The organism is Actinokineospora sp. NBRC 105648, assembly GCF_030269645.1.
In the GTDB taxonomy this organism is placed as follows: Bacteria; Actinomycetota; Actinomycetes; order Mycobacteriales; family Pseudonocardiaceae; genus Actinokineospora.
The window spans coordinates 1-11,918 of record NZ_BSTR01000059.1; the positions used below are offsets into that span (position 1 = coordinate 1).

Annotated in this window: 10 protein-coding genes and 1 rRNA gene; 10 read left to right on the top strand and 1 reads right to left on the bottom strand. The window is 73.4% G+C overall.

The annotated features are described in order from the left end of the window. Positions 1–8: 8 nt before the first annotated feature. A 5S ribosomal RNA gene (rrf, locus tag QSK30_RS32205) occupies positions 9–125 on the top strand. A gap of 2,135 nt (positions 126–2,260) precedes the next feature. Here the strand turns inward: rrf and QSK30_RS32210 are convergent. Further along, positions 2,261–2,638, bottom strand: a complete 378-nt coding sequence (locus QSK30_RS32210; protein WP_285508734.1) for a hypothetical protein — start codon at positions 2,636–2,638, stop codon at positions 2,261–2,263. A 159-nt stretch (positions 2,639–2,797) separates the two neighbouring features. Between QSK30_RS32210 and QSK30_RS32215 the strand changes: the two genes are divergently transcribed. The 9 genes from QSK30_RS32215 (at position 2,798) to QSK30_RS32255 (ending at position 11,786) form a co-directional block, all read left to right on the top strand. After that, positions 2,798–3,946, top strand: a complete 1,149-nt coding sequence (locus tag QSK30_RS32215; protein ID WP_285508735.1) for a tetratricopeptide repeat protein — start codon at positions 2,798–2,800, stop codon at positions 3,944–3,946. Then, positions 3,939–4,925, top strand: a complete 987-nt coding sequence (locus QSK30_RS32220) for an HAD-IIA family hydrolase (RefSeq protein ID WP_285508737.1) — start codon at positions 3,939–3,941, stop codon at positions 4,923–4,925. Before QSK30_RS32215 ends, QSK30_RS32220 begins: the two co-directional genes overlap by 8 nt. Positions 4,926–4,994: 69 nt before the next feature. After that, positions 4,995–5,159 carry a hypothetical protein gene (locus tag QSK30_RS32225; protein ID WP_285508811.1) on the top strand — a complete coding sequence of 55 codons (165 nt, stop codon included), beginning with the start codon at positions 4,995–4,997 and terminating at the stop codon, positions 5,157–5,159. A 3-nt stretch (positions 5,160–5,162) separates the two neighbouring features. Next, positions 5,163–5,972 (top strand): TlyA family RNA methyltransferase, encoded by an 810-nt coding sequence (locus QSK30_RS32230; protein WP_285508739.1) that lies wholly within the window; start codon positions 5,163–5,165, stop codon positions 5,970–5,972. After that, positions 5,969–6,850, top strand: a complete 882-nt coding sequence (locus tag QSK30_RS32235; RefSeq protein WP_285508741.1) for an NAD kinase — start codon at positions 5,969–5,971, stop codon at positions 6,848–6,850. Before QSK30_RS32230 ends, QSK30_RS32235 begins: the two co-directional genes overlap by 4 nt. 64 nt (positions 6,851–6,914) lie before the next feature. Beyond that, positions 6,915–8,726, top strand: a complete 1,812-nt coding sequence (gene recN / locus QSK30_RS32240) for a DNA repair protein RecN (protein WP_502871921.1) — start codon at positions 6,915–6,917, stop codon at positions 8,724–8,726. Between the two features lie 96 nt (positions 8,727–8,822). After that, entirely contained in the window at positions 8,823–10,007 is a 1,185-nt protein-coding gene (gene steA / locus QSK30_RS32245) for a putative cytokinetic ring protein SteA (RefSeq protein ID WP_285508745.1), read from the top strand. Beyond that, positions 10,004–10,945, top strand: a complete 942-nt coding sequence (locus QSK30_RS32250; RefSeq protein WP_285508747.1) for a copper transporter — start codon at positions 10,004–10,006, stop codon at positions 10,943–10,945. The genes steA and QSK30_RS32250 overlap by 4 nt, the downstream gene beginning before the upstream one ends. Before the next feature lie 178 nt (positions 10,946–11,123). Then, positions 11,124–11,786, top strand: coding sequence for a hypothetical protein (locus tag QSK30_RS32255; RefSeq protein ID WP_285508749.1), 663 nt, complete (start codon positions 11,124–11,126; stop codon positions 11,784–11,786). Positions 11,787–11,918 lie beyond the last annotated feature (132 nt).

Below are 11,918 nucleotides of genomic sequence, written 5' to 3' on the forward strand. Positions count from 1 at the left end.
CATAGTGTTACGGCGGTCATAGCGGTGGGGAAACGCCCGGTCCCATCCCGAACCCGGAAGCTAAGCCCACCTGCGCCGATGGTACTGCACTCGTGAGGGTGTGGGAGAGTAGGACGCCGCCGGACTATCATTCCCGAAAGGGCCTGTGGAGGGGCACGCTAGCGCGTGCGCCATTCCACAGGCCCTTTCGGTGTCAGTGGATGAGGTTGCGGGAAACCGCACGCAGGAGGATCACGTGTCGGAGTTCGGGCGACGGAGCGGTGCGGACCGCGGCGACAGTGGCGACTCGGGTCGCCGCAGAGAGCAAGACGGCCCACAGCGCCGCGGTGACAACGAGCGCGGCAACAACCGCACCTCCCACGACCGGGGCGGCTATCGTCCGACCTCCGCTGACCGTGATCGCGGTGGCTACCGCTCGGGCGCGAGCGACTCGCGTGCTGGTGCGGGTGATCGCGGCCGACCCAGCGACCGCACCGGCTCTGATCGAGGTGGCTACAAGTCGGGTTCCGCCGACCGCGGCCGCTCCGGAGACCGTGACAGCTACCGCCCGGGCTCCTCGGATCGCGGCACTTCCAGCGATCGCGGCGGTTACCGGGGGAACTCGGACCGCGACCGTTCAGGCTCTTCGGACCGCGGTGGCTATCGCCCGTCATCGGACCGTTCCGGCTCTGGTGATCGTGGCGGCTACCGCTCCAACTCCGATCGACCGGGTTCCAGCGACCGCGGCGGCTACCGCTCCAACTCCGACCGGTCTGGTTCGGGTGACCGTGGTGGCTTCCGGTCCAATTCCGATCGCTCGGGTTCCGGCGACCGCGGTGGTTACCGCCCCAGCTCGGACCGATCTGGCTCGAGCGAGCGCGGTGGCTATCGCCCCAATTCTGATCGTTCTGGTTCGAGCGAGCGCGGTGGCTACCGCCCCAGTTCCGACCGATCTGGCTCGGGTGATCGCGGCGGCTACCGACCGAGTTCGGACCGCTCGGGTTCGGGTAGCACTGGTGGTTACCGCTCCGGGTCTTCTGATCGAGACCGGTCCAGCTCTGGTGACCGTGGGGGTTACCGCTCGGGGTCTTCGGACCGTGACCGTTCTTCTTCCGACCGCGGTGGGTTCCGTTCTGATCGGCCCTCTGGTGGGTTCCGGGCCGGATCCTCGGGTGGGGACCGCACCGGGGATCGTGGTGGCTATCGCTCAGACTCCCGTGACAGGGACAGCTCGGGCGGCTCGGACCGTGGTGGTTACCGTTCGGGCGGTTCCTCCGATCGTGGCGGGTTCCGCTCTGGTGGGTCTGACGACCGGCGCGACTCCCGTCCGGGTTCGGACCGTGGTGGCTATCGCTCCGGTGGGTCCAGCGACCGGCGGGATTCTCGGCCGGGTTCGGACCGTGGGGATTCCCGCTCTGGAGGGTCTTACGACCGCGGCGGGTCTTCTGACTCCGGCGGCTACCGCTCGGGCGGGTCTTCCTCCGATCGCGGGGGTTCCCGTTCCGGCGGGACCTCGGATCGTGGTGGTTACCGTTCCGGGGGCACCTCGGACCGCGGCGGCTACCGCTCTGGTGGATCTGATGACCGGCGTGACTCGCGACCGGCTTCTGACCGTGGCGACTCCCGGTCTGGTGGGTCGTCTGATCGCGGCGGCTACCGCTCGGGTTCTTCGGACCGTCCGAGCTACCGCGCGGGTGGGTCGTCTGATCGATCCGGTGGCTCGTCGGACCGTGGTGGCTACCGGTCTGGTTCCTCGGATCGCGGTGGCGACCGCACCGGGTCCTCTGACCGGGGCGGCTACCGCTCCGACTCGGGGGACAAGGGTGGGTACCGCTCGGGTTCTTCCGACCGGGGCAACCGCTCGGACTCCGACCGCGGCTCCCGTCCCGGGTCTTCCGACCGGGCCGGCTACCGTGGCGACTCCGATCGTGGGGGTTACCGCTCGGGCTCGTCGGACCGCGGGGGCTACCGCGCCGGGTCTTCGGACCGGGGTGACTCGCGTCCGGACCGTGGCGGCAGCCGTGATGGTGGCCGGACCGGGGCAGACCGTGGTGCCCGACCGGACCGTGACTCCGCGGACCGGGGTGGCTACCGGTCCGACCGCGACGACCGTGGCGATCGCCGTGATCGTGACGACCGCCGTGACGACCGGGCGCCGCGCTCCACTGACCGGCGTGACGGTGACGATGCGTCGAGCCGTCCGGACTCGGTTGACTTGCCCGCGCGCGACCTGGTTGAGCAGGACGAGCGCTCGGCTGACCGCGCCGACTCCGCGAAGCGTTCACCTGCGGCCGAGTACGACCGCGATGAGCTGACCGCCGACGACGGCGAGCCCGACGACCTCCTGTTCACCGACGGCCGGGGTGACTCGGGCGAGTCGTCCGACACCCGCGGCTCGGGTGACAGCGAGACTCCCGGCGCCCAGGACGGCGACTCCGACGGAGACTCTGACGGCGACTTCAACCGAGACGACCGCTCCGAACGGCCTGCCGCTCAGGGGGATCGGGATGGGGACCCGCGGTCCGATCAGGATGGCGCCGACCGCCCGGTGCTCGGTGGCGACGAAGCGGACAGCCCCACTCGGGGTGACCAGGTTCCGGGCGAGCGGCCCGCCGCCGACAGCCGCGGTCGAGATGACCGTGGCCCGCGTCGTGACCACGGCGACCGCGATGATCGTGGCCCGCGTCGCGACGACCGGGACCGGTCCCGGGATGACCGCCGTGATCGGCCCGCGCGTGGCCGGGACGACCGGCGTGACGATCGCGGCGACCGGGACGACCGCCGTGGACCCCGTCGGGACGACCGCGACGTGGCGCCGGTGGAGAGCGGACCGGCGGTGCCGGAGGGCGCCGACTACAGCGCCCTCGACGTCGAGGCCCGCGCGGGTCTGCGCAGCCTGCCCAAGTCGTTGGCGGAACTGGTCGGCAAGCACTTGGTCGCGGCCGGGATGCTCATCGACGAGGACCCCGAGCGCGCACTCGTGCACGCCCGGTACGCCCGGGAGCGCGCCTCCCGGGTCGCCATGGTGCGGGAGGCCGCCGGGCTGACCGCCTACCACGCGGGCGAGTGGGCCGAGGCGCTGTCCGAGCTGCGCGCCGTCCGGCGGATGAGTGGCGGCAACGCCCACATCGCGGTGATGGTCGACTGCGAGCGCGCCCTGGGCCGCCCCGAGCGGGCCCTCGAGCTGGCCAAGGAGGCGGGCAAGGACCTGACCCCCGACGTCGCCGTGGAACTGCGCATCGTCAGCGCCGGTGCCCGGCGGGACATGGGGCAGCTGGAGGCCGCGGTCGTCGCCCTGCAGGGTGACGACCTAGACCCCAAGCGCCGGGACCCGTGGAGCGCGCGGTTGTTCTACGCCTACGCCGACAACCTCGAGGCCGCGGGCCGCGCGGAGGACGCCATCCGCTGGTTCCTGCACGCCGCCCAGGCCGACGACGACGAGGACACCGACGCCGCCGAGCGCGCGTTCGCCCTCGGCGCCGACGAGTCCGAGATCGCCGCCGCGCTGCCGGGCGAGACGGTCGAGATCGACGACAGCGACGACACCGCGGACAGCGACGACAGCGACGACCCAGTGGACTCCGAGGAAGCTGCCGAGCCCGCCTCGGTGCCCGGAACCTCCACTGTGGACGATTCCGAGGCCGACGAGGCCGACGAGGCCGACGAGGCCGACGAGGCCGACGAGGTCGACGAGGCCGACGAGGCCGACGAGGTCGACGAGGTCGAGGAAGCCGAGCTGCCGCAGGCGGGTCAGCCCATTGGGGTGTCCACTCCGGACTCTTCTGCGGATGGGGTGTCCAAGGACCCCGAGGACGCTGTCCCGGCGGACGGCGACACGGTCGCCGAGACCGAGGTGCCTGCGGACGACAAGAAGACGGCCACCGAACCCAACTCGTCGGTCGACCGCGAGGTCGAGGGCGACGCGGACGGTGAGGGGACCGGTCAGGCCGAGCGCCGCGATGGGTGACCGGCTGGTCGACGTCTACGACGCCCTCCTGTTCGACCTCGACGGCACTGTCTACCGGGGCGGCCAAGCCGTCCCGGGGGCCGCGGCCGCCGTGGCCGCGGTGCGGGCGAACCGCACCGCGGTGCGGTTCGTGACCAACAACGCCTCGCGGTCGCCGCAGGACGTCGCCGCGCACCTCGTCGGGCTCGGTATCGACGCCGAGGTCGACGAGGTCAGCACGAGCGCCCAGGCCGGTGCCGCCGTGGTCGCGGAACGGCTCGCGCCCGGGGACGCCGTGCTCGTGCTGGGCACCGCCGCGCTCGCCGCCGAGGTGACCGCGCGCGGGCTGGTGCCCGTCCGCACCGCCGACGCCGGGCCGAAGGCCGTCCTGCAGGGGCTGTCCCCGGATCTGGCCTGGCGCGACCTCGCCGAGGCCGCGCTGGTGATCCGGTCGGGGGCGCTGTGGGTCGCCTGCAACGTCGACCGCACCCTGCCCACCGAACGCGGGCTGCTGCCCGGCAACGGCGCGCTGGTGCACGCGCTCGTGATCGCCACCGAGCGCGAGCCGGTGGTCGCGGGCAAGCCCGCCGCCCCGCTGATGGACGAGTCGGTCCGCTCCGCCGGGGCCGCGCACCCGCTCGTCGTGGGCGACCGGCTCGACACCGACATCGAGGGCGCGGTCGCCACCGGGCTCGACTCGCTCCTCGTCCTCACCGGGGTGGCGACGGCGCGAAACGTCCTGGAGGCGCCGCGGCAGCACCGGCCGACGTACCTGGCCGCGGACATCCGAGCGGTCACCGAGACCACCGACGCCGTGGCGATCGGCCCCAAGCCGGGCTGGGACGTCCGGGTCGACGGCGACCGGATCCGGGTCGAGGGGGCAGGCGACCCGCTGGACCTGCTGCGGGCCCTGTGCGCGGCGCGGTGGGCACTGGACGGGCCGGTCCGGCTCGACGCCCACCCCGCCCTGGCGGCCCTCGGGCTCACCGGCTCGAGCTGATCCCGAGCGGCACCACGATCGGACTGCGAAGATCGGACAGCGACGATCGGATAGCGTGGAGGAGTGCAGGTGGACAACCCCCCGATCCCCGGCCCGCCCCGGGACGCCGCGATCGACGAGGCGATGGCCGGGCTGGACGGGCTCGACGCGCTGCCGGTGGCCGCGCACGTGGACCGGTTCGACACGGTGCACATCGCGCTGACGGCCGCCCTGGCCACCATCGACAAGGTCTGAGCGGTGCCCAGAAGGGCGCGCCTGGACGCCGAGCTGGTCCGCCGCGGTCTCGCCCGCTCCCGTGACCACGCCAGTGAGCTGATCGCCGCGGGCCGGGTCACCGTGCGCGGCTCCGTCGCCAGCAAACCCGCCACCGGGGTGGAGACCGACGCCCCGGTCGTGGTCCGGGAGCTGGTCGACGACCCGAACTGGGCCTCCCGCGGCGCGCACAAGCTGATCGGCGCGCTGGACGCCTTCCCCGAGGTCGCCGTCGAAGGCAGGCGCTGCCTGGATGCGGGCGCCTCGACCGGCGGGTTCACCGACGTGCTGCTGCGCCGCGGCGCGACCCGGGTCGTGGCCGCCGACGTCGGGCGCGGTCAGCTGGTGTGGCGGCTGCAGAACGACGAGCGCGTGGTCGTGTTGGACAAGACCAACGTCCGATCGCTGACCCCGGAGGACATCGGCGGCCCGGTCGACCTGGTCGTCGCCGACCTCTCGTTCATCTCGCTGCGCTTGGTGCTGCCCGCGCTGGCCGCCTGCGCGGGCCCCGGCGCCGACCTGCTGCCGATGGTCAAACCGCAGTTCGAGGTCGGCAAGGAGCGGCTGGGCACCGGTGGCGTGGTGCGCGAGCCCGAGCTGCGCGCCGAGGTCGTCACCCGGCTGCTCAAGGCCGCCGGTGAGCTCGGCCTGCGCGCGCACGGCGTGGTCGCCAGCCCGCTGCCCGGCCCGGCGGGCAACGTCGAGTACTTCGCCTGGTTGCGCCGGGGTGACCCGCTGGCCGACGACGAGGCGAGCGCACTGGTCGAGACAGCCGTCCAGGAGGGGCCGCGATGAGGGAGATCCTGCTGGTCGTGCACACCGGGTACGCGCACAACCGGCACGTCGCCGAGAAGGTGGCGGGCTGGTTCGCCGCGGCGGGGGTGCGGTTGCGGGTGGTCGACGACGAGGCGCCCGACCTCAACCCCGCCTGCTACAGCCGGGTGGTGCCGCTGGGGCCGGAGGCCGCCGTGGGCACCGAGCTGGTGTTCGTGCTCGGCGGCGACGGCACCCTGCTGCGGGCCGCCGAGCTCGCGCACCCCGCCGGGGTCCCGGTGCTCGGGGTCAACCTCGGTCGGGTGGGCTTCCTCGCCGAGGCCGAGTCCGACGCGCTGGCCGAGGCAGTCGAGCGGGTCGTGCACGAGGACTACCGGGTCGAGGACCGGATGACCGTGGACGTCACCGCCACCCGCGACGGGGTGGTGCTCGCCGACACCTGGGCGCTCAACGAGGCCAGCGTGGAGAAGAGCAGCCGCGAGCGGATCCTGGACGTGCGGATCGAGGTGGACGGCCGCCCGGTGTCCTCCTTCGGCTGCGACGGCGTGCTGTGCGCCACGCCGACCGGGTCGACCGCCTACGCCTACTCCGCGGGCGGGCCGATCGTCTGGCCCGACGTGCAGGCCATGCTGGTGGTGCCGAGCAACGCGCACGCGATGTTCTCCCGGCCGCTCGCGGTGTCGCCGAACTCCGTGGTCAGCGTGGAGGTCGACCCCGACGGCCACCCCGCCGTGCTGTGCTGCGACGGCAGGCGCACCTTCGAGATCCCGCCGGGCACCCGGATCGACGTGCGCGGCGGCCGCACCCCGATCCGGCTGGTCCGGCTGCGCCACGACCCGTTCACCGACCGGCTGGTCGACAAGTTCGCCCTGCCGGTGCACGGGTGGCGGTCGCGGTGATCGTGTGGACGGCCGCACGTCGGTGTCACCGGGAGCCGCTAGGGTGCGCCCTGTGCTAGCCGAGATGCGCATCCAGGACCTCGGCGTCATCGACGAGGCCACGCTCGAGCTCCACCGCGGCTTCACCGTGGTGACCGGGGAGACCGGTGCGGGCAAGACGATGGTCGTCACCGGGCTGCACCTGCTCTCCGGTGGCAGGGGCGAGGCGTCGAGGGTCCGCAGTGGCAAGTCCAAGGCCGTGGTCGAGGGCCGGTTCGAGGGGTTGACCGACACCGCGGCCGCCCGGGTCGCCACCGAGGCGGGCGCCGAGCCCGAGGACGACGGCAGCCTGATCACGCTGCGCACGGTCAGCACCGACGGGCGCTCGCGGGCGCACGTCGGCGGCCGGTCGGTGCCGGTGGGCGTGCTGTCCGACCTGGCCGAGCAGCTGATCGCGGTGCACGGCCAGAACGACCAGCTGCGCCTGCTGCGGCCCGCCGAGCAGCGCGCGGTGATCGACCGGTTCGCCGGTGACGACCTCGCCGAGGTGCTCGCCGCCTACCGCGCGGTGCGCGAGGAGTGGCTGGCGGTCACCGCCGAGCTCGACGACCGTACCCGCCGGGCCAAGGAGATGGCCCGCGAGGCCGACATCCTGCGGATGGGCCTGGAGGAGATCACCGCGGTCGACCCGCAGGCGGGTGAGGACACCGAGCTGGTCGATCAGGCCCGCAGGCTGGCCGACGCCGACCAGCTGCGCGAGGCCGCCACCGGCGCGAGCTACGCGGTCTCCGGCTCCGCCGACGGCGACCCGGACGCCCCCGGCGCGCTGGGCATGATCGGCGAGGCGCAGCGGCGGCTGGCCGGGTCCGAGGACCCGCGGCTGCGCGAGCTGGAGCCCCGGTTGGCCGAGGCCGCCGTGCTGCTCACCGACGTGGGCGCCGAGCTGACCGCCTACCTCGACAGCCTCGACGCCGACCCGGCCGCGCTGGAGCGGGTGCTGGCCCGCCAGGCCGAGCTCAAGGCGATCACCCGCAAGTACGCCGCCGACGTCGACGGGGTGCTGGCCTGGGCGCGCGACGCGGTCGACAAGCTGGCCGGGCTGGACACCTCGGAGGAGGCGCTGGGCGAGCTCGCGGCCCGCAAGTCCGCGCTGGCGGTGCGGCTGGCCGAGTTCGCGGTGACGCTGAGCGCCGCGCGCGCCGAGGCCGCCGACGAGCTGGCCAAGGCCGTCACCGACGAGCTGGGCGGGCTGGCGATGGGCCAGTCCAGCATCCAGATCACCGTGCGGCCGCGGCAGGCCGAGGCCAACGACCCGGTCGCGCTGCGGGTCGGCGCCCAGTTGCTGCACGCGGGCGCCGACGGCGTGGACGACGTGGAGCTGCTGCTGGTCGCGCACGACGGTGCCCAGCCGCTGCCGGTGCACAAGGGTGCCTCCGGTGGTGAGCTGTCCCGGGTGATGCTGGCCATCGAGGTCGTGCTGGCGCACTCCGACCCGGTGCCGACGCTGGTGTTCGACGAGGTCGACGCCGGGGTGGGCGGCCGGGCGGCGGTGGAGATCGGGCGCAGGCTGGCCCGGCTCGCGCGCAGCCACCAGGTGGTCGTGGTGACCCACCTGGCGCAGGTCGCCGCGTTCGCCGACCGGCACCTGATCGTCGACAAGGGCGTGCACGGCGGGGTCACCCGCAGCGACGTGCGCACCCTGGACGAGACGCAGCGCGTGGTCGAGCTGGCGCGGATGCTCGCGGGCATGGAGTCCACCGAGACCGGGCGCGCGCACGCCGAGGAGCTGCTCGCCCTGGCCGACGGGGAGAAGCACGACTGGGACCTGACCGGGAAGCCGCGGCCCAAGCGCAAGAAGCGGGCGGCGGGGCGGGAAAACGACACGTCGGCCCGGTGATCAGGCAAGATCGACATCGGGTCAACCCCATCACCCGTTCGCCCGCGCCCGGCGTGGCGAGCGGACTAAGCGCGGTCCGTTTGCCACCATCGGGCCATGAAGCTCCCCGGTTTGCTCAGTCGATCACAGCCGGCGCAGCCCGGGGTCACCGGCATCGCGCGGGTGGACCGGCGGACCGGTGACCTGCTCCGGCGCGTCTCGCACGGCGACATCGTGGTGCTCGACCAGCTCGACCTCGACCGGGCCACCGCCGACGCGCTGGTGCGCGCCGAGGTCGCCGGGGTGGTCAACGCGTCCCCGTCGATCTCCGGGCGGTTCCCCAACCTCGGGCCCGAGGTGCTGGTCAACGCCGGTGTGCCGCTGATCGACGGGGTCGGCCAGGACGCGCTGCGGGCGATCCGCGAGGGCAGCAAGCTGCGGCTGCACGAGGGCGGGGTGTTCCTCGGCGAGCGCGAGGTCGCCCAGGGCACCCGGCAGAGCCCGGAGTCGGTGGCCGACCAGATGATCGAGGCCAAGGCGGGCATGTCGGCCCAGCTGGAGGCGTTCTCGGCCAACACCATCGAGTTCCTGCGCCGCGAGCGCACGATGATCCTCGACGGGATCGGCGTGCCGGAGGTGCGCGTCCCGATGCGCGGTCGGCAGGTCGTGGTGGTCGCCCCCGGGCACGAGCACGCCGCGGACCTCAAGCGGCTCAAGCGCTACATCGGCGAGCACCGGCCGGTGCTGATCGGCGTGGAGTCCGGCGCGGACGCGCTGCGCGCGGCCGGGTACAAGGTCGACATCATCGTCGGCGACCCGGACGGGATCTCCACCGAGACGCTGCGCGGCGGCGCCGAGGTGGTGGTGCCCGCGCAGAGCGACGGGCACGCGCCCGGCCTGGAACGCGTGCAGGACCTCGGGATCGGCGCGGTGACCTTCGTGGCCACCGGCAACTCCGAGGACCTCGCGCTGGTGCTCGCCGACACCAACGAGGCCGCCCTGGTGGTGACGGTGGGGTTCCAGGCGACGCTGCGCGAGTTCCTCGACCGCGGCCGCTCCGGGTCCAACCCGTCCACCTTCCTCACCCGGCTGCGGCTGGGCGGCAAGCTCGTCGACGGCAAGGCGGTGGCGACCCTGCACCGCAGCCGGGTTTCGGCGTTCGCGGTGCTGCTGCTGGTGTTGGCCGCCGTCGCCGCGATCGCCGCCGCGGTCGCGGTCTCCGGGGTGGGCGGCGCCTACACCGACTGGGCCGTGCACACCTGGGACTCGTTCTACTCCTGGCTCAAGGGGCTGTTCTCGTGATCTCGTTGCGCTACCACATCATCTCGATCGCCGCGGTCCTGCTGGCGCTGGCCGTGGGGGTGGTGCTCGGCTCGACCACGCTGAGCCGGACCCTGCTCGCCGGGCTCAACAGCCAGAACGACGACCTCGGCGGGCAGGTGTCCCAGCTGGAGGACCAGCGCAACGCGCTCAACGCCAAGCTGGGCGACGCGGACTCCTTCGCCGCGACCGTCGGGCCGAGGGCGGTGCGCGGACTGCTGGACAAGCGCACCGTCGTGCTGATCACCACCGCCGACGCGCGACCGTCCGACCGGGACGCGATCAAGGGCCTGGTGCTGAACTCGGGCGCCACCGTCACCGGGGAGCTGCAGCTGACCGAGGCGTTCGCCGACCAGTCGCGGGCCGACCAGCTCAAGGACGTGGTCACCCGGCTGCTGCCCGCGGGCGCGCAGCTGCCCACCGCCTCGGACCCGGGCACGCTGGCGGGTGGGTTGCTCGGGCCGCTGCTGCTGATCAGCAAGGCGGACAACAAACCGCAGCTGTCCACCGAGGAGTCGGCGGCGGTGCTGGCCGGGCTCACCGACGGCGGGTTCGTCAAGGCCACGCCGGACCTGCGCCCCGCGCAGCTGGCGATCGTGCTCACCGGGGGCGCGGCGGCGGGCGGCGGCGCGGGCGACCGGGCCGCGACCATCGCCCGGTTCGCCACCCAGGTGGACCGCTCCGGCGCGGGCACCGTGCTCGCGGGCGGCGCGGGCTCGGCCGGGGGCACCGGCGCGGTCGGCGTCGTCCGGGCGGACACCGCCGCCACCTCGATCCTGTCTACTGTGGACAATGCGGACACCCCGGCGGGCCAGGTCGTCGCGGTGCTGGCGCTGGCCGAGCAGCTGGCGGAGAAGTCCGGGCGGTACGGGAACGCGGGCAACGCCCAGGCCCCGGCCCCAGGAGCCCCGGCAGAGTAGTTTGCGTGGTCTTGTGGAGTGACGGCGTAGCGGCCTGTCATCGATTCGCGCCACGAACGAGCGAAAGCCCGGCCCGGACGGGTAAGGGCAGGCGAGATGTGCTCATTTTCGCATCGTCGGAACCGATGTCGCCCGTGGCGGGACTACCGGTTCCGCCACGGGCGACAAGGGAGCGAAGATGGGGCACATAACCAAGGCGCGGACGGCGTTCTGCACCACGGCCGCGGCACTGGCACTGATCGTGGGTGCTACCCCGGCACTGGCCACCAACCCGGCGGGCGTGGCCGGGCTCGGGTCGGCCACAGTGGTCAAGAACGGGGTGGCCGACACCGTGCCGCCGCTGGCGGTCTGCGCCGTGGACGGGCAGACCTCGGCCAGTTCGCCCGGTGACACCGCGACCGGGGTCAAGTTCGGCCCGGGTAGTTCGACCTGCACCACGACGGTGGTCGACCCGGTCAATTCCACGACCTCGACCAAGTCCGAGGCCACCGGCGGGCAGTTCGAGCTCTCCGGCCTGGTGCTGCTCGGCGGGCCGCGGGTGAAGATCAACACCTACAAGGTCACCTGCACCGCCACGCACACCGGCACCACCGTCGGCTGGACGTTCAGCGGGCTCAGCGGCCTGACCGGGGTGCCCAGCCCGGTGCCGGTCAACTACCAGCGCGAGCTCAAGAGCCTGCTCGGCGTCACGCTCGCCACGATCACCTTCAACGAGGTGGTCCTGCCCAGCCCGAACGACGGCAGCATCGCGCTGAACATGGCGCACGTGCGGTTCCTGCCGCCGTCGGGGGTGTCCGGCGACGTGGTCGTCGGGGCGACCGCCTGTTCGCCGACCCCGTAGCGGTGAGCCCCGCCGTGCCGGCCCCGGCCGACACGGCGGGGGCCGCGCGGCGCGGGCACGCGCCGGTCTGGTGTTAGCATGAAACCCCGTGGGCAGGCGCGGTCCTTCCGCCGCCGACATCTCCAAATCGAC

Bases quoted from the DNA above. Each gene is read 5' to 3' on its own strand.
- QSK30_RS32255 (WP_285508749.1), top strand. From the start codon at position 11,124: ATGGGGCACATAACCAAGGCGCGGACGGCGTTCTGCACCACGGCCGCG.
- recN (WP_502871921.1), top strand. From the start codon at position 6,915: ATGCGCATCCAGGACCTCGGCGTCATCGACGAGGCCACGCTCGAGCTC.
- QSK30_RS32220 (WP_285508737.1), top strand. From the start codon at position 3,939: ATGGGTGACCGGCTGGTCGACGTCTACGACGCCCTCCTGTTCGACCTC.
- steA (WP_285508745.1), top strand. From the start codon at position 8,823: ATGAAGCTCCCCGGTTTGCTCAGTCGATCACAGCCGGCGCAGCCCGGG.
- QSK30_RS32235 (WP_285508741.1), top strand. From the start codon at position 5,969: ATGAGGGAGATCCTGCTGGTCGTGCACACCGGGTACGCGCACAACCGG.